14 protein-coding genes are annotated in these 24042 nt (G+C 61.9%); 9 read left to right on the forward strand and 5 right to left on the reverse strand.

Annotated features, from left to right (window positions below; all coding sequences use genetic code 11):
• Positions 1-142 precede the first annotated feature (142 nt).
• The gene (locus tag MTP16_RS15110; protein WP_243511132.1) at positions 143-2812 is read left to right on the forward strand and encodes a glycoside hydrolase family 3 C-terminal domain-containing protein; all 2670 of its coding nucleotides are present in this window, start codon (positions 143-145) and stop codon (positions 2810-2812) included.
• A 124-nt stretch (positions 2813-2936) separates the two neighbouring features.
• On the opposite strand, the gene pulA is transcribed toward MTP16_RS15110, so the two are convergent.
• The gene (gene pulA / locus MTP16_RS15115) at positions 2937-4931 is read right to left on the reverse strand and encodes a type I pullulanase (protein WP_243511146.1); all 1995 of its coding nucleotides are present in this window, start codon (positions 4929-4931) and stop codon (positions 2937-2939) included.
• 369 nt (positions 4932-5300) lie between these two features.
• Here pulA and MTP16_RS15120 point away from each other — a divergent pair, with 369 nt between their 5' ends.
• The 5 genes from MTP16_RS15120 to MTP16_RS15140 all read left to right on the forward strand — a co-directional run bounded on the left by MTP16_RS15120 (position 5301) and on the right by MTP16_RS15140 (position 17934).
• On the forward strand, positions 5301-6437 hold the full coding sequence (locus MTP16_RS15120) for a sensor histidine kinase (RefSeq protein WP_243511148.1): 1137 nt from the start codon (positions 5301-5303) through the stop codon (positions 6435-6437).
• Between the two features lie 52 nt (positions 6438-6489).
• Entirely contained in the window at positions 6490-7224 is a 735-nt protein-coding gene (locus tag MTP16_RS15125) for a LytR/AlgR family response regulator transcription factor (protein WP_243511150.1), read from the forward strand.
• A gap of 219 nt (positions 7225-7443) precedes the next feature.
• A complete protein-coding gene (locus MTP16_RS15130; RefSeq protein WP_243511153.1) occupies positions 7444-8718 on the forward strand; it encodes a glycosyltransferase family 4 protein in 1275 nt (424 codons plus the stop codon).
• Positions 8719-9334: 616 nt separating this feature from the next.
• Complete coding sequence (locus MTP16_RS15135) at positions 9335-12916, forward strand: T9SS type A sorting domain-containing protein (RefSeq protein ID WP_243511154.1); 3582 nt, start codon at positions 9335-9337, stop codon at positions 12914-12916.
• A gap of 1157 nt (positions 12917-14073) precedes the next feature.
• The gene (locus MTP16_RS15140; RefSeq protein WP_243511156.1) at positions 14074-17934 is read left to right on the forward strand and encodes a beta strand repeat-containing protein; all 3861 of its coding nucleotides are present in this window, start codon (positions 14074-14076) and stop codon (positions 17932-17934) included.
• Between the two features lie 329 nt (positions 17935-18263).
• Here the strand turns inward: MTP16_RS15140 and MTP16_RS15145 are convergent, their stop codons facing one another.
• The 4 genes from MTP16_RS15145 to MTP16_RS15160 all read right to left on the reverse strand — a co-directional run bounded on the left by MTP16_RS15145 (position 18264) and on the right by MTP16_RS15160 (position 21043).
• Positions 18264-18590 (reverse strand): HesB/IscA family protein, encoded by a 327-nt coding sequence (locus MTP16_RS15145; protein ID WP_243511158.1) that lies wholly within the window; start codon positions 18588-18590, stop codon positions 18264-18266.
• A gap of 199 nt (positions 18591-18789) precedes the next feature.
• The gene (locus MTP16_RS15150; protein ID WP_243511162.1) at positions 18790-19182 is read right to left on the reverse strand and encodes a hypothetical protein; all 393 of its coding nucleotides are present in this window, start codon (positions 19180-19182) and stop codon (positions 18790-18792) included.
• 121 nt (positions 19183-19303) lie between these two features.
• On the reverse strand, positions 19304-19714 hold the full coding sequence (gene iscU / locus MTP16_RS15155) for a Fe-S cluster assembly scaffold IscU (protein ID WP_190923982.1): 411 nt from the start codon (positions 19712-19714) through the stop codon (positions 19304-19306).
• Between the two features lie 114 nt (positions 19715-19828).
• Positions 19829-21043, reverse strand: a complete 1215-nt coding sequence (locus MTP16_RS15160; RefSeq protein WP_243511164.1) for an IscS subfamily cysteine desulfurase — start codon at positions 21041-21043, stop codon at positions 19829-19831.
• A 214-nt stretch (positions 21044-21257) separates the two neighbouring features.
• Here MTP16_RS15160 and mce point away from each other — a divergent pair, with 214 nt between their 5' ends.
• The 3 genes from mce (at position 21258) to MTP16_RS15175 (ending at position 23869) form a co-directional block, all read left to right on the forward strand.
• The gene (mce, locus tag MTP16_RS15165; protein ID WP_243511165.1) at positions 21258-21662 is read left to right on the forward strand and encodes a methylmalonyl-CoA epimerase; all 405 of its coding nucleotides are present in this window, start codon (positions 21258-21260) and stop codon (positions 21660-21662) included.
• 95 nt (positions 21663-21757) lie between these two features.
• Positions 21758-22330 carry an L-threonylcarbamoyladenylate synthase gene (locus MTP16_RS15170; protein ID WP_243511167.1) on the forward strand — a complete coding sequence of 191 codons (573 nt, stop codon included), beginning with the start codon at positions 21758-21760 and terminating at the stop codon, positions 22328-22330.
• A gap of 99 nt (positions 22331-22429) precedes the next feature.
• Positions 22430-23869, forward strand: coding sequence for a CCA tRNA nucleotidyltransferase (locus tag MTP16_RS15175; protein ID WP_243511169.1), 1440 nt, complete (start codon positions 22430-22432; stop codon positions 23867-23869).
• Positions 23870-24042: the final 173 nt, after the last annotated feature.

Here is a 24042-nt window from a genome sequence, read left to right on the forward strand (position 1 = left end):
CTTGCCCCCGCCCGGACGCTCGCACCGCCACGACGATTTCGTTCAACGACGGGCGGGGGCAAGCCCCGCCCCTACATCGTTCATACTGTCACAAAACCGCAGCAAAAGCCGACTGAATCTTAAATTCCCTTCCTCCTTATATATGAAACTCGCCACTGCCTTACTCGGCCTGGTCCTGCTCACCAGCGGGGCCCAGCCGGCTACTAATCCCACCCATAAGCCGGCCGCCGAATTCCCTTTTCAGAACCCTGACCTGCCCATTGACCAGCGGGTGGACGACCTAGTGGGCCGCCTGACTTTGCCCGAAAAGGTGTCGCAGATGCTGAACGCCTCGCCGGCCATCGACCGGCTGGGCATCCCGGCCTACAACTGGTGGAACGAGGCCCTGCACGGCGTGGCCCGTACCAGCATGAAAACCACGGTTTTTCCGCAGGCCATCGGCATGGCGGCCACGTTCGACAAGGACGCCATGCTCACCATGGCCACCATGACCTCCGACGAGGCCCGGGCCGTGCACCAGGAGTACGTGCGGCGCGGCGAGCGCGGCATCTACCAGGGCCTCACGTTCTGGACGCCCAACATCAACATCTTCCGCGACCCGCGCTGGGGCCGCGGCCAGGAAACCTACGGCGAAGACCCCTACCTGACCGGCCAACTGGGCTCGGCGCTGGTGAAGGGCTTCCAGGGCGACGACCCGAAATATCTGAAAATCACGGCCTGTGCCAAGCACTTCGCGGTGCACAGCGGCCCCGAGCCCTCGCGCCACGAGTTCAATGCCCAAATCAGCGACTATGACCTCTGGGACACCTACCTGCCGGCCTTCCGCGACCTGATAGTGGACGCCAAGGTGGCCGGCGTGATGTGCGCCTACAACGCCTACGCCGGCCAGCCCTGCTGCGGCTCCGACAAGCTGATGAACGACATTCTTTACGGCCAGTGGAAGTTCAAGGGCTACGTAACGTCGGACTGCGACGGCCTGAACGACTTCTGGCAGCACCACAAAACCGACCCCGATGCCGCCACCGCCGCCGCCAACGCCGTGCTGCACGGCACCGACCTGGAGTGCGCCACCGGCAAGCTGTTCACCTACAACTCACTGCTGGAATCGGTGCAGAAAAACCTCATCACCGAGCAGCAGCTCAACACCTCGGTGAAGCGCCTCTACAAAATCCGTTTCCAGCTGGGCATGTTCGACCCGGTGGAGCGCGTGAAGTACGCCCAGATTCCGATGAGCGTGGTGGAAAGTGCCCCGCACCAGGCCCACGCCCTGCGCATGGCCCGCGAATCGGTGGTGTTGCTCAAGAATGAGAAAAACACCCTGCCGCTGCGCAAAAACCTGAAGAAGATTGCCGTGCTCGGCCCCAACGCCGACCGCGAGGACGTGCAGCTCGGCAACTACAACGGCTTCGCCACCAACATTGTGACGCCGCTGGAAGGCATTCGGGCCAAGGCGGGTAAGGGCACCGAAGTGGTGTATGTGCAAGGCGTGGACTACGCCAGCAACACGGTGTACGAGCCGCTCGACCTCAACAAAAACCTGACCTACAACGGGCAGCCGGGCTTCAAAGCCGAATACTTCAAGGGTACCAACCTGGAGGGCGCGGCCGTGGTCACGCGCCAGGAAGCCGGCCTCGACCGCTACCTGGCCAACGTGAAGATGGAAGTGGCACCGGGCCTGCCCGCCGAGAACTTCTCGGCCCGCTACCAGGCCACCTTAACCCCGGCCGCCACCGAGGAGTTGGCCCTGCAAATCAGCGGCGACGACGCCTACCGCCTGTTTGTCGACGACAAGCTGGTGATTGACGCCTGGAAGGGCCGCGGCTTCTCCACCAACCAGCACATCATCAACGTGACCGCCGGCCAGAAGCTGAACCTGCGCCTGGAGTACTACCAGGTTGACCGCCGCACCATCCTCAAGTTCACGGGGGCCAAGGTGGTGCCCATGAATGCGGCCAACATCCTCGCTAAAGTGGGCGATGCCGACGCCATCGTATTTGTGGGCGGCATCTCGCCCAAGCTGGAAGGGGAGGAGATGAACGTGAAGGTGCCCGGCTTCAGCGGCGGCGACCGCACCACCATCGGCCTGCCCCAGGTGCAAACCGACCTGCTGAAGGTGCTGCATGGCTCCGGCAAACCGGTAGTGTTGGCCCTGATGACGGGCAGCGCCCTGGCCACGCCCTGGGAAGCCCAGAACCTGCCGGCCATCCTCAACCTCTGGTACGGCGGCCAGGCCGCTGGCACCGCCTTGGCCGACGTGCTATTTGGCGACTACAACCCCGCCGGCCGCCTGCCCGTGACGTTCTACAAGTCGGAAACCCAGCTACCGGCCTTCGAAAACTACGACATGAAAGGCCGCACCTACCGCTACTTCACCGGCGAGCCGCTGTTCCCCTTCGGCCACGGCCTGAGTTACACAACCTTCAAATACAGCAACCTGAAAGTGCTGAGCAAGCCCGTGACCGGCCAAGCCATCCGGCTGAGCGTGGACGTGCAGAACACCGGTGCCCGCGCCGGCGACGAAGTGGTGCAGCTCTACGTGCGGCATGCCGGGGGCAACACCGGCCGCGTGGCACGCCACGCGCTCGAAGGCTTCCGCCGCATCAACCTGGCGCCGGGCGCCAAGCAAACGGTGGCTTTCACGCTCACGCCGCGCCAGCTTTCGCGCCTCAATGCCCAGGCCAAGCGGGTAGAAATGCCCGGTACGGTACAGGTATTCGTGGGGGGCGGCCAGCCCCTGGCGCCCGCCGTGGCCGCCGGCCGCGTGCAGAAAGCCAACCTGGCCCTGACTGGCGCGCAGGTGGTGATTAATTGACCGGGGTAGAGACGCATATTTGCGTCTCATCGTTGAACGATGGTTAAAATGATTGTCGAACGGCGCGGACGACGAGACGCAAGTATGCGTCTCTACCCCGGTTGGCGCCGCCAGGCTCTGCGGGCTACTGCCGAATCAGAATCATAGCCGAACTACCCGGTACTTGCACGCCGCTCATCACTTCGAGCACGTCGAATCCTTCCTGGTTGATTTGGTCGCCGCGTAGCACCACCGTGTAAGTGCCGCGGGGCAGGGCTACGCTGTCGGCCGAGGTGTTGCCGTTGAAAATGACGACGATATTACCCCAGGCATCGCCACCAGCGTGGTCTTTCAGCTGGTAGGCGATGACGTTGGGGTGCGTGTTGGGGATGAATTCCAGGTGCCGCTGCACCAGCTCGGCGGTGGGCAGGCGGAAGGCGGGGTGGCCGCGGCGCAGGGCAATGAGCTGGCGGTAGAACTCGTACACCGGCCGGTACTTGGCCTTGCGGGCCCAGTCGAGCTGGTTCACGCTGTCGGGCAGGTTGTAGGAGTTGTGGGCGCGGCCCTTGGTGCGCAGAAACTCATCGCCCACCGGCAAAAATGGAATGCCCTGCGAGGTGAACACGATGGTGTTGCTGAGCAAATCCATCTTCAGGCGCTGGGCTTCCGGGGCGTTGGGGTTCGACACGGCCAGCTTGTCCCATAGCACCATATCGTCGTGGCAGGCCACGTAGTTGATGGCTTGCGCGGGCGAATTGGCCCAGGGCGCTTTCGAGTAGTTGACCCTGTTGTAATCGAGCTGCGGGTGCTGGGTGGCGCCCACGATGCCAAATTTCACGCTCTCATCCAGGCCGGGCTGGCCGCTGGCAAAGCCGGGCTCGGTCTGGCGGGCGTAGTGGCCTTTCACGCCGTCGCGCAGCTCGTCGCCGAAGGCCGCAATGCGGTCGAGCTTGGGCATGTTGGCTTTCACGGCGCGGCGGGCTTCGGGCAGGGGCGAGGGGCCGGCGGTCCAGCCCTCGCCGTATAGCAGGATGCTGTGGTCCTGCTGGTCGAGGGCCACCCGTACGGCGCGCATCGTCTCAATATCGAGCACGCCCATGAGGTCGAAGCGGAAGCCGTCGGCGTGGTATTCGCGGGCCCAGTAGGCCACCGATTCCACGATGAGCTTGCGCACCATGGGCCGCTCCGAGGCCACTTCGTTGCCGCAGGCGGTGGCGTTGCTCAGGGTGCCGTCGGGGTTGTGGCGGTAGTAGTAGCCGGGCACCAGCTGCTCGAAGTTGCTGCGCTTGGCGTCGGCGGTGTGGTTGTACACTACGTCGAGCACCACGCGCAGGCCCTGGCCGTGCAGGTTTTCCACCATCTGCTTAAATTCGCTGATACGCGTGCTGGGGTTGGCGGCGTTGGTCGAGTACGAGCCTTCGGGCACGGAGTAGTGCAGCGGGTCGTAGCCCCAGTTGTAGCGGTTGGCGCGGGCGGGTGCAGCTTCGTCGATGCTGGCGAAGTCGTTGGTGGGCAGCAGGTGCACATGGGTCAGGCCCAGTTCTACCAAATGCTCCAGACCGGTGGTCACGTTTTCAGGCCCGCGGGTGCCGAGCTGGGCCATTCCGAGGTACTTGCCCTTGCGGGTGATGCCCGACTGCGGGTGCATGCTGAGGTCGCGTACGTGTACTTCGCCGATAACGGCGTCGGTGGTTTGCTTCAGGGCCGGGCGCAGGTCGTCGGCCCAGCCGGGCGGGCTCACGGCGGCGGGGTTGAGCACGGCCCCGCGCTGGCCGTTGATACCCACGGCGTGGGCGTAGGGGTCGGCCACTTCGGCCATTTTCGTGCCGTCAATGGTGGCCTGCACGGTGTAGAAGCCGGCGGTGCCGGCGGGCAGGGCGTAGGTCCAGGTGCCGTTTTCGGCCTTGGTCATGGCGTAGTCGGCGGTGGGCTGCCCGCCGGTGCCTTCCTTATAAAGCCGCAGGTGCAGGGCCTCGGCGGTGGGGGCCCACACGCGCAGGGTGGCCTGCGTACCACGCCAGGTCAGGCCCAGGTCGGGGCCGTGGTATACGGGGTAGCTGCCGAAATCGGGCAGGGGCGGGGCTGCGGGGGCGTTGAAGGTAGAAAGCAGCACGAGGGATAGGAGCAGCGGGCGAATCATGGGCGCAAAGGTCGGAAGTATGGCCGTCATTACGCGGCACAGCGTGGTTGTCATTGCGAGGGCGAAGCCCGTGGCAATCCGTCCTCTCGATGCGACCAACCCTGAGTTGTGAAAAAGCTTCTTTACAATTGGAAAGCTGCGGTCCTATGAAGTAGCAGGGCTTTTTTGATAAAAGAACGGGTCTGGTTCTGAGAGGACGGATTGCCACGGGCTGCGCCCTCGCAATGACAAAGCATACCTTTCCGTCGCAACGGCCTCCTTCCCGGCCGATGAAACGCCCCCCGCCGTCGATACAATTCCGGTTACGGTCGGTTTGGCCGGGTTTTGGAAATCGGGCCGGGTATGTTTGTTTCGCTTTCCTCCTGTGCTATGGCCGTTCTCACCCCCCGGCGCTACCTCACCCCGCTGATTCATGTGCTGGTGTGGGGTTTGTTCGGGCTCACCTTCCTGTTGTTTCAGCCGCTCACCGGCCGGCTCACCATGCCGCCGCAGTTCTGGCTGAAACAGGGGCTGATGTTTTGCGTGTGGGTGAGCACCTTCTACTTCACGGGCAAGGTGCTGGTGCCGCGGCTGCTGTTTCCGGGGCGCACGGGCTGGTTTATTCTGGCGCTTTTTGGCCTCACGGTGGCTATTCTGGGCTTCAGCAAGTTCCTCGAATCGGCCCTGAACCTGCCCGCGCTCATGGATAAAGCCTTCATTGCCGTGGCGGGCCGGCCGCGCCTCACCCCGCGCGGCCTGCGTTTCGACTCCATGGGCCTGCTCACCACCATGTTTGTGCTGGGCATCAGCACCTGCATTACGGTGGTGCAGAAGTGGCAGAAAGACGCCCAGCTGCGCCAGACGCTGGAGCAGCAGCGCGTGAGTTCGGAGCTCTCCATGCTCAAGGCCCAGATTAACCCGCACTTCTTCTTCAACACCCTCAACAACATCTACGCCCTCACCCTGCTCGACGGCGAGCAGGCCCGCACGGCCATTCACCGCCTCTCGCGCATGATGCGCTACGTGCTGTATGACACGGCCGGCGGCATGACCCTGCTGAGCCAGGAAATCGCCTTCGTGCAGGACTACATCACCCTCATGCAGCTGCGGCTCGACGACCGGGTGACGGTGACATTTGAGCGGCCCGAGCCGGTGCGCGACGTGCCCGTGGCGCCCATGCTGCTGCTGCCCTTCCTCGAAAACGCCTTCAAGCACGGCGTAGCCGCCACCGAGGCCAGCCGCATCTACGTGGCCATCCGCCAGCCGCAGCCCGACGTGGTGGAGCTGGAAGTGCGCAACAGCCGCCTCGCCCTTCCTTCCACCGACCTGGCCGGCAGCAACGGCATTGGCCTGGCCAACACCCGGCGCCGCCTCGATTTGCTTTACCCCGGCCGCTTCCAGTTGGTGGTCGACGACCACACGCCGGCCAACGAGTTCCTGGTTCATCTCACCCTGCAGGTAGGGGAGGAGGGTCTGAGGGTAGGAGGGCAGGAGTTAAATCATGCCGCTTCGCCTCAATTGGCCTGAATCCCTTAATAACCCATGCCCTCCTGCCCCCACACCCCCACACCCTAAACCGATGACCCTGCGCACCATTGCCGTCGACGACGAGCCCCTGGCCCTGGGCCTGGTGGCGTCTTTTATTCAGAAAACGCCTTTTCTGGAGCTGGTGGGCAAGTTCGGCAGTGCCGTGGAGGCCCTTAAGTACCTCCATGAGCACCCCGGCGCCGTCGATTTGGCCTTCCTCGACATCCAGATGCAGGAGCTCAACGGCCTGGAGCTGGCCCGGGTGCTGGGGCCCACCGGCCCGCGCGTCATCTTCACCACCGCTTTCAGCCAATACGCGTTGGAAGGCTACCGCGTCGATGCCCTCGACTACCTCGTGAAGCCCTTCAACTACGAAGAGTTTCTGCGCGCCGCCGGCAAGGCCCGCGCCTACGCCGAGCTCACCTCCCAGCACGCCACCGCCCCCGCCGCCACGGGCCCTGAAGAGGAAGAATACCTTTTTCTGAAAGCCGAGTACCAGCTGGTGCGCGTGGCCCTGAACGACATCCTCTACGTGGAAGGCCTGAAGGACTACGTGAAAGTGCACCTCAAAAGCACGCCCCGCGCCCTGTTGAGCCTCATGAGCCTCAAGGCGATGGAGGAAAAGCTGCCCACCCGCCGCTTCATGCGCATCCACCGCTCATTCATCGTGGCGCTCGACAAGATTGAGGCCGTGCGCCGCCTCACCGTTCAGATTGGCGCCATCACCATCCCGGTGGGCGACCAGTACAAAGACGCCTTCCTGCAGTTCCTCAGCCGCTGGACTTAAACCTCACTCATTTCATCCGCATTACGTGGCGCCTCACCCCCGGCCCCTCTCCAAAGGGGAATGCGACAAAGCATTCTTCGGGGAGCCAGCCGTCTTCTAACAAGAGCATACTCGGCACCCCCTCTCAGGGAGAGGGGGCCGGGGGGTGAGGCGCCACGCTTGAACACTCCGCCGCCCTTCCGCTTTCTACCACCCACACCCTCCCTGTCTTTCTGAGCAATGAAACCTCGTTACACCACCGGGAGCCCCGTTCCCGAACGGGACTCCCGTGCCCGGGAGGTGCAGCCGCAGCTTGCGGTGTTGTGCCTCTCGGGCAGCCTGGGCGGCCTGGAGCTGAACAGCCTGAAATTTGCGGGCTGGATGCAGGAGCGGGGCTGGCGGGTCACGTTTTTTGCCCCGCCGGCCACGCCGCTGGCGCACTGGGCTGAAGAGTGGTTTGTGCCCCTCGAAACCCTGGCCGTGCGCCGCGGCCTGGCCATGCCGCTGGCCGCCTGGGAGCTGAAGCAGCAGCTCGAGCGCCTGCGGGTGGAGGTGCTGGTGGTGACGCAAAATAAGGACCTGGCCCTCGCCACCCTGGCCAAAACCCTCATGGGCGGGCACTTGCGAATCATCTACCAGCAGCACATGCAGCTGGGGCGGCCCAAGCGCAGCCCGGTGCACACCCTGCGCTTTGGGCTGGTGGATGCCTGGCTGACGCCCCTGCCCGGCCTGGCCCGCGAGGTGGCCCGCCACACCCATTTCAATACCCAGAAGCTGCACGTGGTGCCGCTCGGCCTGCCGCTGGAGCAGTTTGCCCCGCCCACCCGCACCCGCACCCAGGCCCGCCAGGAGCTGGACCTGCCGCGCGAAGGCACCTTGCTGGGCATCCTGGGCCGGTTTGATGCGGGCAAAGGGCAGGACTTCGTCATTCAGGCCCTGCACCACCTGCGCCGGGAGTTCGGCCGCGACGCCGGGCTGGTCATCATGGGCGAGCCCACCCGCAACGAAGGCGACGCCTACCTGCGCCAGCTGCAGGCGCTGGTGCAGGAGCTGGGGCTAGAGCAGCAGGTGCATTTCCGGGGCTTCCGGGCCAACCCGGCCGTGTTCTACCAGGCCATCGACGTGTTTGTGCTGGCTTCCGAAAACGAAACCTACGGCATGGTGACCCTCGAAGCCATGGCGGCCGGCGTGCCCGTAGTGGCTGCCGCCACCGGTGGCACCGTGGAGCTGGTGCAGCACAGCCGCACCGGCCTGCTCTACCTGCACCGCGACGTGGCCGCCTGCGCCCGCTCCATCCGCCGCACCCTCGACGACCCCGCCGCCACCCAGCTGCGCGTGGAGCGGGCCCAGCTGGAACGCTGGCATTACTCGCACCACCGCCAGTGCGCCCTCACCGAAGACGTGATTTGGGGCCTGTGCTCCGCACCGGCCGCCCAGGCCCTGGCCATGCGCCCCGGGCGGGTGCTGGCCATCAATTCGGCGTTTGCAGCTGGGATGATGCCCCTGGCCAATTGAAGGGGAATGCCGGCACTTTATCGATACAGTTGGGGTATCGGTCGATGGGAGCGAGGCGGTAGCGGTAAGACCAATACCTTTGCGTATCGCTCAGCTTATAAAAAAGCGGGCTGCTACAGCAACCGCGCGCCTTCGGCTGAGCCACGATTTTAAGTCCTGTCATTCTTACCCGGAGAAGCGGCCTGCGCGTGGCCACCCACCCAGTAGTTTGCCGCTGCTGGCAGCAGCGCCCAGCCCCGCTTCCCGGCCCGGAATGGCAGGCACCATTCGCCCGAGAGGCCCGCTTGCTCAACAAGCGGGCCTTTTTGTGGACTGGGAAATAAAAGTTTCGCTGGGTAGCAACCTATCGGCGCAAAGCCCGGTCTGGCCGCGTAGGCGCGGCCTGCCAAAGCAGGAAGAACCCCTGGTTGGAACACAAAACGTCAGAATACGGCAACCACAACGGGGGAGTTGTGGACACATGCTGGTATAGTTTTTGCGAAAGAGAACTTTTTTTATATTTAATAATCTATAATAAAGCTGAGGTTACGTCGTTGCCATGGCTTGATGTAGTACTTTTGTCATTAATTTTATTGAAAACGTTTCAGAAATCATAAATCTACCTCATTAACATGCTATGAAACACCTTTTTACTGCACCCGCTGGCTTTGGCCACAATTTTCGGAACTGCGTTCTGCCCCTACTAACATTGCTGGCGCCTGCTCTGGCTTACGCGCAAGCCCCTACGCCCGTCATCAGTGAAATTTACGGTGGTGGGGGAGCCACTGGCGCACCCTATCTCAACGATTTTGTTGAGCTGTACAACCCCGGCAATGTCGATATCAACCTGGGCAGCTACTCGCTGCAATACGCTGCTGCAGCCGGAACTTCGCCTTATTCCGTCATCCCGCTGGGCAACCTGAGCATTCCGGCGCACGGTTACTTTCTTATTCAATTAGGCTCGACGACTTCGCCGGGGGCCGGCGCCACTCTGACCGCGCCCGATGTCACGAACTCGCAGAATATTTCCGCCACGGCGGGCCGGCTGGCTTTGGTGAGCAACACCACGGCACTGGTCGCCACTGCGGCCGCCAACGCTCCAGGGGTTGTTGACTTTGTGGGCTATGGCTCCGGCGTTGCCACCTTCGAGGGCGCGAGCCGGGCCACTGCGCCCAGCAACACCACCAGCATCGAGCGCAAAGCCCGCGCCAGCTCAACCAGCACCGACATGGCGGCCGGCAACGTGGACGCCGACCAGGGCAACGGCTACGACAGCGACAACAACAACCTGGATTTCGTGACGCGCAGCGCCCCGGGCCCGCAGAATTCTGCTTCGCCGACGGAGGTGCTCACGCCCATCGTGTATTACAGCACCAAAGTCCCCGGTGGCTTCCTCAACGACCCGAACACGTTCAGCTCGACGCTGGACGGCACGGGCCCGGCCCCGACCAGCTTCAGCAGCAACTTCTTGACCTTCGTGGTGGTGGGCGCCAACCGCACCATTGATGGCGACTGGACGGTGAGCGGCACCAACGCCAAGGTGCTGGTGCAGTCCAACGCCACCTTCGTGGTGCCGGCTTCCTTCAACTACAGCGGCCCGCTCGACCTGAGCAGCGACGCCACCCTGGTGCAGCAGAACGCGGCCCCGGCCGTGACGTTCGGCACCGTGGACGTGGCCAGCACCGTGACCTACGCCCAGGCGTCGGGTTTCACAGTGCCCATTCTGGGCGGTGCGGGCTACGGCAACCTGACCCTGCGCAATGCCAGCAAGTCGCTGAGCACGGGCACCACCGTGGTGCGCGGCAACCTGTTGGTCGACAACGTGAGCACGGCCTTCGGCGGGGCGGCGGCTTCGGCCTCCGTGCTGAACCTGGGCGGCAACCTCACGCTGGCGGGCACGGTGGCTTTCGGCCCAGCCGCCGACAACCTCATCCAACTGAGCCTCACCAACACCACTACGGCCCAGGTGCTCGACGGCGGCGGCAGCCTCATCAAGCTGTTTAAGCTGAGCACGGCGGCCAACCAGGCCGGCTCGCGCCTGGCCGACGGCACCAGCAACTTGGAGCTAGGCAACGATGTAACGGCCGGTGGCGGCTACAACCTGGCCTCGGGCACCGTCCTGGCCGTGGGCAACAACACCCTGAGCTTCGCGAGCGGGGGCAAAGCCGTCATTGGCGGCAGTGTCGGCGTGCTGGCCCTGAGCCCCGGTTCCAACCTGATATTTAGCAAAAACAGCACGACGTCGCTGGGCACGTTGCGCCTGCTGGCCGGCAGCACCCAGCTCAACAACTTCACCCTCGACGCAGTGGGCAACAGCAATACCCTCGCGCTGGGAAACAACCTGACGGTGAACGGCACGCTGGCCGTGAGCAGCACCAGCACGCTCAGCATTGGCGCGGCCCACGTGCTCACGCTGAACGGGCCCGTGAGCATCGCCGGTATCCTGCGCGGCGCGGCCGATGCCGACCTGGTGATTGGCGGCGCGGGCGCCCTCGACCCGCTCGAGATTAGTACCGGGCTCGGCAATTTCACCCTCAACCGAGCCGGCGCGACGGCCCTGCTACTGGAGGACCTGACCGTAAACAGTGCCCTCACTCTGACGGACGGCGTGCTGAGCATTGGTGCTAACGTACTGACGCTGAACGGTGCCGTCACGTCGTCGGCTACGGGCTTGCTCAACGGGACGGTGAGCCCTGCCAACTCGCCCAATTCCAGCCTCACCATTGGCGGGAGCGGCGCTTTGGGCAATGTGAGCTTCACCTCGACGGGCGGCGTGCTCAATAACTTCAATCTCAATCGGCCCGGGGGCACGCTCACCATCACCGGCAACCCCCTGCAAATCGCGAAGCCGACCCTGACCAGCGGCATCCTGGGCCTGGGCGCGGGCGCGGCCCTCACCATCACGGGCGCGCTCGCGGTGGCCGACCCCACCGTGGCCCTGTTTGCGGGCACGCCTACTTCGGTGCTCAACTTCACGGGCAGCGGCGCCATTGGCTCGCTGGCCTTCGTGCCCGGCCAGGACCAGCTGCGGACCCTGAGCCTGGTGCGCCCTACGGGCACCATTCCCACGGTGCAGCTGCTCAGCAACCTCACGGTGAACACCCTGGCGCTGTCGGGCGGGCGCATCTTTGTGCAGGGCACGGCCAAGCTGCAGGTGCTGCCCGGCGGCAGCCTGGTGGGCGGCAGCGCCACCAGCTACACCAACACGCTCACGCTGGGGGCCGTCACCAACAGCACCACGCCCACCGTGTCGCTCTCCTTCCCGCTGGGCGTGAACGGCCAATACCGGCCCCTCGCCTTCACCGTGACCGACCAGGCCATTGGCACCACCAGCTACACGGCCCACCAGTACGAAGCCCCCTCGCCGACTCGCACCCTGCCGGCCACCCTGGCCCGCGTGTCGCAAATTCGCTACTACAACGTGGTGCAGGAAGCCGGCGGCACCAGCACGCTGGGCAGCGCCACCATCCGCCTGAACTACGCGCCCACCAACGACCTGGTGACGCCCGCCAACGTGAGCTTCCTGCGCGTGGCCATGACCGACCCTGCCGATGACACCAAATGGAAGGACATCGGCGGCGCGGGCACGGGCAACGACATCACCTCGGCCTCGTTTGCGCCCGGCCCGCTGGGCGATTTCACGCTGGCCACCGACATCACGACGCCTCCCAACACCAACCCGCTGCCCGTGGAGCTGACCCGCTTTGAGGCCACGCGCCAAACGGCCGGGGTGGCGCTGGCCTGGGCCACGGCCACTGAGCGCAACAGTGCCCGCTTTGAGGTGGAGCGCAGCCTCGACGGCAACACCTTTGCCGCGGTGCTGAGCCAGCCCGCCCAGGGCAACAGCACGCAGGCGCACGAGTACGCCGCCCTCGACGCCAAGGCCCCCGCCGGCCGCCTCTACTACCGCCTGCGCCAGGTAGACCAGGACGGCACCGTGGCCTACTCGAAAGTGGTGACCGTGGCCGGCCCCGAGGGCACCGCCCCGGAGTGGACCGTGTACCCCAACCCGACCACCGACCGCCTCACGGCCTCGCTGGCCCCGGCTGAGGGCCGCACCTACCGCATCCTGAACACGCTGGGCCAAGTGGTGGGCCAGGGCAACGCTGCTACGGCCGACCCCACCGTGGAAGTGCGCCAGCTGCCGGCCGGCACCTATTTCCTGGAACTGCGCGGCGCCAGCGGCCCGCAAACGCGCCGCTTCGTGAAGAACGACTAGGCGTGGCAATAGCCGCCTCTAGCCACCAAAAAAGCCCCCGCCAACGCGGGGGCTTTTTTGTGCGCTTCATTTTTCCTTCACTTTAAACTGGATTATGCCCTTATGATAGTTTGCTGCCAACGGCCAGCACGCAGGTGGGTTTGTACTGGGGGCTTTTATAACGTTTTAGTAACTCCAGACATGAAGTAAGTCCTATAAGGTCGTACTAATTTTACAATCCGTGCGCCTTACCACAGGCATTTTATTAACCCGCTTAACACTCGTTACTTATGCACCCAACCCGTACAGTTTTACCCTCTTCATTGAGCCGCGCCGTGGCGCTGCTGATGATGCTCATGTTACCACTGGTAGGGTGGGGGCAGACTAATCCGACACCTTTTGATTTGAGTACAGCGAATTATTCGTTTACTGGATTTCCTACTGGTACAGTTACTACCTATCAGGCAAGCATGCAAGGTCACCTGTTAAGTGCACTTGCAACAGCTACTACGGTTGCTCCACCAACGGCTGATGCTGTCATTACCGTCAGTACGTCTACTGTTACATCGGGAAGCTTCCGCAACGAAGTTGCCTCTGGACTAAGCATGCTCTACTCAGGTAGCCTAAACGCTGGAGATATAACAGTTGGTTTGAATACTTCAAACCGTACCAATATTACATTGAGTTGGACAGCTCTGGTTGTTGGCTCAGTTGGACGCAATAACGGTTTGCAACTGCAATACCGCGTGGGAACTTCGGGCAATTTTACTACTGTTCCATCCACTGCTTTTACTACTCCCACCGGTGCAACAAGCCAATCTTTTAGTAATGTAATATTGCCGGTAGCCGCTGAAAACGTTGCAAATCTGCAAGTGCGTTGGATTTATTATGAGGTTGGTGGTTCAGGCGGTCGGACACGCATTAGCTTGGATGATGTTACAGTTAGCAGTACTGCCGGCACAGCTACCCCAGCAGTAGTTCCCACCCTAAACACCGATGCTGTAACGGCCATCACCCCTTCCACGGCAACAGCTGGCGGCAACGTAACCTCTGATGGCGGCGCAACACTCTCGGCTCGTGGCGTAGCGTATGCCACCACCGCCACGCCAACTACGTCCAACTCTACTGCAGTGGCTACTGGTACCAGCACGGGGGCCTTCACTGTTTCCCTCACTGGCTTGGCCCCTGCCACTACGTACTACGTGCGGGCCTATGCTACTAACAGCGCAGGTACCGGCTACGGCTCCCAAGAAACGTTTACTACCGCCCCCAACCCTGCCCCGGCCATCAGCAGCATCTCGCCCAGTTCGGTAACGGCTGGCGCGGCTTCGCAAACCCTCACGGTAAACGGCAGCGACTTCCTCAGCAGCTCGGTGGTGAACTTCAACGGCACCCCCCGCACGACTGCTTTCGTTTCAGCCTCCCGGCTGACCATTTTGCTGACGGCAGCCGACCAGGCCACTGCCGGCACCTACGACGTGACCGTTACGAACCCCGCGCCCGGTGGAGGCACTAGCGCTGCTACCACGTTCACGGTAAATGCCCCGGCTCCCAACCCCGTTCCCACCATCAGCAGCCTAACGCCCAGCTCGGTATTTGTCGGCACGGCTTCGCAAACCCTGACGGTAGCGGGCACTAATTTTCTCAGCAGCTCGGTGGTAAGCCTCAACGGCATCACCCGGACCACCGCCTACGTTTCGCCCTCCCAGCTTACCATTACCTTGACGGCTGCCGACCAAGCCACCGTAGGCACCTACGACGTGACGGTAACCAACCCGGCACCGGGTGGGGGCACCTCGGGCACGGCCACGTTCACGGTAGCGCCCAACCCCGTTCCCACCATCAGCGGCTTAGCCCCAAGCACTGCCGTAGCCGGTAGCGCCGGTTTCTCCCTCGTCGTAACGGGGAACAACTTCGTGACGGGCTCGACGGCTACCTTCAACGGCACCACCCGCGCCGTCACCTACAATTCGCCCACGCAACTGACGGTGGCCGTGCTGGCCGGCGATATTGCCACAGCCGGCAGCTACAACCTTGCCATTACCAACCCCGCACCCGGCGGCGGCACCACCACTTCGACGTTCACTGTAACGTCCGCTCCAGCCAATAGCACCCTGTTGCTGTATTCTTTTCCCAACCGTACAGTTGCCGCCGATGCACCGCCCGCTAGCAGCGCGAACGTCTCGGGAAGTAATTTCAGCGGCACCAATGGGAGAACCACTGCCACTAACGTCTACGCCACAAGCAATTACAATAACAATGGCTCATCCACTCGAATATCAACTAATTATGTGAGCTTCAGCGTGACACCCAACGCTAATTACCAAATGTCATTGAGCGAGCTAAGCTTCAAAGACCAGTCTGCTTTGACGTCTGGTGGCGGTTTGCCTCCTACCTCGGTGGACGTGCTATACAGTTCATCGAGCAGTTTTAGTAATCCTCAAGTCGTTGGCACTTATAGCACCAGCACTACGCTCACCCCCCGAAGCTTTTCTTTTAGCAACGTCACTGCTTTGCAAAATGTGACCGGAACCGTCTATTTCCGCATTTTCCCCTACGGAGGTACAAACGGTTCTGCAGTCTATACGGTAGACGATGTTAAACTTGATGGAAATGTGGCGCCCATCCCCGCTCTCGTATTCTACTCTAAGGCCACTGGTAACCTAAACACACTAGCCACTTTCGGTACCAATACTGATGGCACTGGCACCGCGCCTACCAGCTTCACGGCTGCTAACAGCACCTACAATATCACGGGCACTAACCGCACCATTGCCACCAACTGGGTGGTGTCGGGCACGAACTCGAAGGCAGTTCTGACGGCCGGCGCTTCGTTCATCGTGCCAGCGGGCTTCACTTACACTGGCAGACTCGACCAGGCAGCTAATAGCACACTCATCATCGCCAACCCCGCGGCGGCGGCTTACACCAACATCACGCAAACCATCGTGCAGGATGTTACCAGCACCATCGAGTTTGCCCAAGCTAGCGGCACTTACACTGTGCCTGCTTCACTCGCCTACCAGAACCTAAAGCTTACTGGCGGCACAAAGTTGTTTGCGGCCGGCGAAACCGACGTGTTTGGTACCCTAACGCTGGACAACATATCCAACGTGGCCGGGGCCGACAACAACATAGACGGCTCGCTGGTAGTAGTAGATGGCAACGTGACGCTGCTGAATACCGTTACGTTCGACCTCACTTCAGCCACTCGCATCAACCTGTCGCTATCGGGCGGCACTACGCAAACCATTAGCGGCAACGGAAACACGCTACGCCTGCGTCAATTACGCACCATTAGCAGCGGCACTAACGCTGTGCTGGCCGATGCCAATGGCGGCACACCGGTGGAAACCGGCACGGCCGGCCTGAGCGACAACGGCGGGGTAGAACTGACGGCGGGCAGCACGCTGGCCCTGAACAGTAACACACTCAGCTTTATGCCCGGCGGCGCGGCTATTATGAATAACCTCTTGGGGTCTGATGGTACGCTAACCCTGACGCCGGCCTCGTCGCTGAACCTGGAAACTACCGGCGACCCGGGCTACCTGCAATTGACCAACGGCGCCAGCACCCTCAACGACCTGCGCCTGATGAATGGCAGCAGCTACCTGCTCTTTGTCTCGCCGACGGGGGCGGCCACCACGCTTACCGTCAATGGCACGCTTACGCTGGGCAGCAACACCAGCCAGTTCGGCCTGGGGGCCAGCCATACGCTGGTACTCAACGGCACCATTGCGGGCCCGGGTGCCCTGCGCGGGTCTTCTAACAGCAGCCTCAGCATTGGCGGTACAGGTGCACTGGGCACCGTAGCTTTTGCCTCGGGCGCCCAGATGCTACAAAGCTTCATCCTCAACCGTACTGGAAATGGCTCGGTTACGCTGGGTAGCCCGCTCACCTTGAGCACGGCTCTGACGCTGACCAACGGCGTGCTGCAAACCGCGGCCACCAACCTGCCACTATTGGGTAATTCCGTGGCCGTAACGGCTAGCGAAACCGGCTACGTCAACGGGCCGTTGCGGCGGGCCATTGCTGCGGTTAACAGCAGCCGTTCGGTGCTATTCCCCATTGGTAAGGACGGAGCCTATCGCCCTGCTAAGCTCAATATTGCCACCCAATCAGGCAACGCTATTTACCAAGCCGAGCTAATCAACCAGAGCGGCGGTATTAATGTGACGGCTCCAGTGCAGCGCGTCAGCAATTTCCGCTACGTAACTCTGACGTCCTACGATGCGACGGGTGCAGCAGTAATGCAGCCCGGCGGTTTTAGTGGCACTATCACGTTGCGCTTCGGAACCGACGACCAAGTGACCGACTCGACTGCGGCCAGCATAGTGGTAGCCAAGCGTAGTGACAGCGCACAGCCATGGGTTTCCATCGGCCGCTTCACGACCGGTACTGCTACCCCTGCCAGTGGTTCTTTCCAAGCCGGTACACTCACCTCGGGCAACTTCACTAGCTTTTCCGACTTCGCCCTAGCTAGCACCGACGCAGACCGCACTATTAACCCGCTACCGGTGCAGCTGAGCAGCTTCGGCGCCCAGCGCCAGGCCGCCCAGGGCGTGGCCGTGAAGTGGACCACCGCCACCGAGAAAAACGCCGCTTACTTCGAAGTGCAACGCAGCCTCAACACCCGCGACTTCGTGACGGTGGCCACCGCCCAGGCCCAGGGCACCAGCAGCCGCGCCACCGCCTACGCCGTGCTCGATAAAGCGGCCCCCGCAGCCGCCCTCTACTACCGCCTGCGTCAAGTCGACGCCGACGGCACGGTGGCCTTCTCGCCCGTGGTAGCCGTGGCCGGCTCCGGCGAAGCGGCCAAGGTGCTCCTGTACCCCAACCCGACCAGCAGTGCCCTGCACTTCATCGCCGAGACTGCCACGCCCTACCGCGTGCTCAACCAGTTGGGCCAAGCCGTGCTGCAAGGCACCACCGAAATCGGCACCGCCACGGTAGAAATGGGCACGCTGCCCGCCGGCCTCTACTTCCTGGAGCTGCAAACGCCGAACGGCCGCAACGTCCAGAAGTTCGAGAAGCAGTAGCCAGAACCGCAGATTATGCAGATTTAGCGGATTTCACAGATTCTGCAACCTGTAATGTAGCAAAAAGGCCACCTGATTGGGTGGCTTTTTTGTTTGGAATGGTTTGAGCTACTCAGGCTAAATAGCTGCTAAAGGATTAACGCTATTGCGCCCTGATGTGCTACCGGTGTGAGTGTAACCAACGCTGTGCATTAAGCAGGACAAGCCAGCGCCAGCCGTCGGCCAGACAACAAAAGAGGGCCGCCCACTTGGGCGGCCCTCTTTTGTTGTCTGGCCGACGGCCATCGAAGAAAATCTGTGAAATCCGTTAAATCTGCATAATCTGCGGTTCAGACGGAGAAGCTCTCGCCGCAGCCGCACTCGCGCGAGGCGTTGGGGTTGTTGAACTGGAAGCCCTTGCCGTTGAGGCCGTCCGAGAAGTCCAGCTCGGTGCCGGCCAGGTACAGGAAGCTCTTCATATCAACCACCACGCGCACGCCCTTGTCCTCGAACTCCTGGTCCATGGGCCGCACCTCGTTGTCGAAGTCCAGCTTGTAGCTCAGGCCCGAGCAGCCGCCGCCGGCCACCGAGGCGCGCAGGCGGTAAGTATCATCCAAATGCGCGTCGTGCATCAGGCGCGAAACTTTCTCTTTGGCTTTATCCGAAACGGTAATCATGGCAATAGGAGCGGAGCGGGTCCACTCAGCTAGTGGTTAAATGCGGGTGCAATTTAGATAGATTATAAACAAGCCAGCGAAAGCCTTTGTTCACTAGCGCGCTGAAATCTGTCTAAGCTATTAATTAGCAAGCAATAAGAGTCAGCCAGCAAGAAGTATTTATTTCTCTTGCTGGCTGACTCTTATTGCTTGCCACTCATTACGAGCTAGGGTTCAGCACCACGCTGAAAACCGTGATGGCGTTCAGGTCGCGGCCGAAGTAGAGCTTATCCAGCGCCTCGTAGGCGTTGTGGGCCCGGAAGTAAGATGTGTGGAGCTCCCGGTCGCCGGGGCTGCGCCATTGCACGGTGTAGGAGCTTTCGGTGTCGCGGAAGCGCTTCACGTAGTCCAGCATTTTTTGCAGGCATTCCACCTGGTCGCGCCCCGTTTCGTAGCGAAACAGGAAACTTTGCTGGTGCCGCGGATTCACCGTAATCAAGTCCAGCCGCGTCAGGCCATCCAGCTGCCGAAACTCAAACCGCACCTGCTCAGCCGTCAGGCCCAGGTACTGCTGAATCTCGCGCTGCAGCCGGTCAATTTCAAATTCGTCCATCGGGTGACAGAATAAAAAAGTCATCCTGAGCGCAGCGAAGGACCTTATCAAGTTAGAACGGTTTTCGTTCGTCGGTGATAAGGTCCTTCGCTACGCTCAGGATGACAGGGATAAAACCAGATTAGTGGTGCGACAGCTCCAGGGCGGGCAGGCCGTTTTTCACGCGGTAATCCGAGATGGCCGACTTGATGGCATCTTCGGCCAGCACCGAGCAGTGGATTTTCACGGGCGGCAAAGCCAGCTCTTCCACAATCTCCATGTTGTCGATGGCCAGGGCCTCGTCAACCGTCTTGCCCTTCAGCCACTCCGTCGCCAGCGACGACGAGGCGATGGCCGAGCCGCAGCCAAAGGTTTTGAATTTGGCGTCGGTGATGGTGTTGGTGGCTTCGTCCACCTCAATTTGCAGGCGCATCACGTCGCCGCACTCAGGGGCACCCACCAAGCCGGTGCCTACGTTCTTTTTGCTTTTATCCAGCGTGCCCACGTTGCGAGGGTTGCTGTAGTGGTCGATTACCTTATCGGAGTAAGCCATTATTGTAGTGTTGAGTTTTAAATGTTGAGTTTTGAATGTATCGGAACGCTGAGTTTAGAGAACGAATGAGGTGAGGCACATCACTCAAAACTCAACCCTCAACATTCAAAATTTCTAGTGTTCCGCCCACTCAATCTTGCTGAGGTCAACGCCTTCCTTGAACATCTCCCACAGGGGCGACATTTCGCGGAGTTTGGTCACAGCTTCTTTTACGTGGTTGATGGCGTAGTCGATTTGCTCGTCGGTGGTGAAGCGGCTCAGGCCGAAGCGCAGGCTGCTGTGAGCCAGGTCGTCGCTCAGGCCCAGGGCCTTGAGCACGTAGCTGGGCTCCAGGCTGGCGCTGGTGCAGGCCGAGCCGGAGGATACGGCCAGGTCTTTCACGCCCATCATCAGGCCTTCGCCTTCCACGTACTTGAAGCTGATGTTCGTGACATGGGGCAGGCGGTGCTCGCGCGAGCCGTTCACGTAGCTTTCTTCCAGGGTCAGCAGCTCGCGCTCCAGGCGGTCGCGCATGGCCGAGAGGCGGGCGGTGTCGGCTTCCATTTCGAGGCGGGCCAGCTCGCAAGCCTTGCCCAGACCCACGATGCCGGGCACGTTGAGGGTACCCGAGCGCATGCCGCGCTCGTGGCCGCCGCCGTCCATCTGGGCGGTCACTTTCACGCGCGGGTTCTTGCGGCGCACGTAGAGGGCGCCTACGCCTTTCGGACCGTACATTTTGTGGGCCGTGAAGGCCATGATGTCGATGCCATCGGCAATCACATCAACTGGAATTTTGCCTACGGCCTGGGTGGCGTCCGTCATGAACAGGGCGCCGTGGGCGTGGGCAATCCGGGCGATTTCGCGGATGGGCTGGATGGTGCCCGTCTCGTTGTTGCCGTACATGATGGTCACCAGAATGGTCTGGGGCGTCATGGCGGCTTCCAGCTCTTCGAGGCTGATGAGGCCCTGCTCGTTCACGGGCAGGTAGGTCACGCGGCCGCCCAGCTTCTCGATGTGCTTACAGGTGTCGAGCACGGCTTTGTGCTCGGTGGTGGCGGTGATGATGTGGTTGCCCTTCTGGCTGTACATCTCAAACACGCCCTTGATGCCGAGGTTGTCGGACTCGGTAGCGCCCGAGGTGAAGATGATTTCCTTCGAGTCGCAGTTGATGAGCTTGGCAATTTGGTCGCGGGAGTAGTCCACGGCCTCTTCCGCGGCCCAGCCAAAGGGGTGGTTGCGCGAAGCCGCGTTGCCGAATACTTCGGTCAGGTAAGGCATCATGGCCTCCAGCACCCGCGGGTCGAGGGGCGTGGTGGCGTTGTTGTCGAGGTAAATGGGGAGCTTGAGCATGGAGCGCAGCAGTAGTGACAAATAGGAAACCAGCGAATAGCTGATGCCCCTCTAGAACATGGTTCGGGGGCAATCAGTTTTCTTTGGTCCCACAAAAGTAGATACAATCTAAATAAGGAAATGCGCTGACTTTCGGCGCGGGCCCGAATTACTCGGCGAAACCGGGTTTTTTCGGCGTCAGCGGCATCAGCGCATCCCTTTTTCAACTCCCTGCATGCTCACCAACCTCGAACACCTCGGCCTGGCCGTGCACGACCTCGAAGCCGCCACTGCCCTCTACACCTCGTTGCTGGGCGCCGCACCCTATAAGAAGGAGCACGTGGCCAGCGAAGCCGTCGATACCGTTTTCTTCCAGGTGGGCGGCTCCAAGATTGAGCTGCTGGCCGGCACCTCGCCCGATAGCGCCATCACGAAGTTTCTGGCCAAAAAGCCCGAGGGCATTCACCACGTAGCCTTTGAGGTGGATGACATCCGGGCCGAGATGGCACGGCTGCGCGCGGAGGGCTTCGTACTGCTGAATGAGGAGCCCAAGCGCGGGGCCGATAATAAGCTGGTGTGTTTCGTGCACCCGAAAAGCGCTGCCGGCGTATTGGTGGAGCTGTGCCAGACCATCAGGTAGCGTGGACTCTGCGAGTCCGCGCCTCGTCCGGGCACTAGTTTGATATTGGTATTTAACATGCGCGGACTCGCAGAGTCCACGCTACATTTCGCCCCATGAATCGTTTCCAACAAGAAGTAGAGGCCACCGTCGATGCCCTGCTGCTGCAGCAGGTCATTCTTTACCCCACCGATACCGTGTGGGGCCTGGGCTGCGACGCCGAAGCGCCAAAGGCCGTGAAGCAGCTCTACCAGCTCAAGGGCCGCGAGGCCGGCAAGCCCAGCATCGTGCTGGTGGCCGACTGGGCCATGCTGCAGCGCTACACCACCGACGTGCCCGATGAGTTGGAAGCCATGCTGGCGGCCGACACCCGGCCCACCACTTACATCCTGCCCGCCAGCCGCGCCCTTGCGCCCGACCTGGTAGGGCCCGACGGCACCGTAGGCCTGCGGCTGCCGAAAGACGAGTTTTGCCACAAATTGGTGCGGCGGCTGGCCCACGGGCTGGTGTCCACCTCCGCCAATAAAGCCGGTGAACCCACGCCGGCCGTGTATTCGGAAGTAGACCCGGCCATCGTGCGCGGGGTCGACCACGTGGTGACCTGGCGGCAGGACGACGACACGCGGGTGGCGCCCTCGCGGGTGGTGCGCCTGGGCGAAGGCGGCAAGCTGGAAGTGGTGCGGGAGTAGAACGTGTACCCCGAAGCTCCGCTTCGGCCCGGGCGAACGATTCAGGCGCGGGCCGAAGCGGAGCTTCGGGGTACACGTTCTTTTGCGACCTTTGCGCCCATGAACACGCCCCAACTGCCCGAATTGCCTATTTTCCGAACCATCGCCGAAGCTGCGGCTGAGTTGAAGCAGCCCGCTTACGTCATCGGCGGCTACGTGCGTGATTTGGCGCTGGGGCGCGACAGCAAGGACATTGACGTGGTGACCGTGGGCGACGGCATTGCCTTGGCCCAGGCCGTGGGCGCCAAGCTAAAAGGCCGCGGCCGGGTGCAGGTGTTCAAGAACTTCGGCACCGCCATGCTGCCCACCCAGGAGGCCGGCGACATCGAGTTTGTGGGTGCCCGCAAGGAAAGCTACCGCGCCGAAAGCCGCAAGCCCGAGGTGGAAGCCGGCACGCTGGAAGAAGACCTAGCCCGCCGCGACTTCACCATCAACGCCCTCGGCCTCAGCCTCAACCCCGAAAACTTCGGTGAGCTGGTGGACCGCTACGAGGGCATGAAGGACCTGGCCAGCAAAACCATTCGCACGCCGCTGGGGCCCGACGTGACCTTCTCCGACGACCCCTTGCGCATGATGCGCGCCGTGCGCTTCGCCTCGCAGCTCAACTTCGACATCGAGCCCGATACCTTCGACGCCATCATTCGGAACAAGGACCGAATCAAGATTGTGTCGCAGGAGCGCATCACCGTGGAGCTGAACAAGATAATTGAATCGCCCACGCCGAGCTACGGGTTCAAGCTGCTGTTTCAGACGGGGCTCTTGCAGCTCATCTTCCCGAAGATGGCGCTGCTGCACGGCGTGGAAAAAGTGGGCAACCACGCCCATAAAGACAATTTCTACCATACCCTGCAGGTGCTCGACAACGTGGCCAACGCCGGCGGCGACCTGTGGCTGCGCTGGGCCGCCGTGCTGCACGACATTGCCAAGCCCGCCACCAAGCGCTACTTCCCCAAAGTGGGCTGGACCTTCCACGGCCACGAAGACAAGGGCGCGCGCTGGGTGCCCGGCATCTTCACCGATTTGAAACTGCCGCTGGGCGAGGAGATGCGCATGGTGCAGAAGCTGGTGCGCCTGCACCTGCGCCCCATCGCGCTGGTGAAGGAAACCGTGACCGACTCGGCCGTGCGCCGCCTATTGTTTGAGGCCGGCGACGACATCGACCGGCTGATGCTGCTGTGCCGGGCCGACATCACCAGCAAGGACCACACAAAGAAGGAGCGGTACCTGCGCAACTTCACGCAGGTGGAAGAAAAGCTGAAGGAGGTGGAAGAAAAAGACCACCTGCGCAACTTCAAGCCCGTCATCACCGGCGAAATCATCATGCAAACCTTTGGGCTGAAGCCCTCGCGCCAGGTGGGCGAGCTGAAGGAAGCCGTGATGGAAGCCATTCTCGAAGGCACCATTAAAAACGAAATGGAGCCAGCCTTGGCCTTCCTGTTGCAGCAGGGGGCGGCCAAAGGGCTGGCTCCGGAAGGAGGCGTCGTTCACTCACCAAACTAAGCCTGACTTCTTGGTTTCGGGGACATAGATGCAGTTTACGAAAAGAGCGTTGCCTGCGATTAATATATTAATCTAGAAAATTTTGGCTTAAAGCCTTTGCGCTGACAGAACGTGTACCCCGAAGCTCCGCTTCGGTTCAGCCGAACGATTCCGACGCGGGCCGAAGCGGAGCT

Source organism: Hymenobacter monticola (assembly GCF_022811645.1).
GTDB classification, from domain to species: domain Bacteria; phylum Bacteroidota; class Bacteroidia; order Cytophagales; family Hymenobacteraceae; genus Hymenobacter; species Hymenobacter monticola.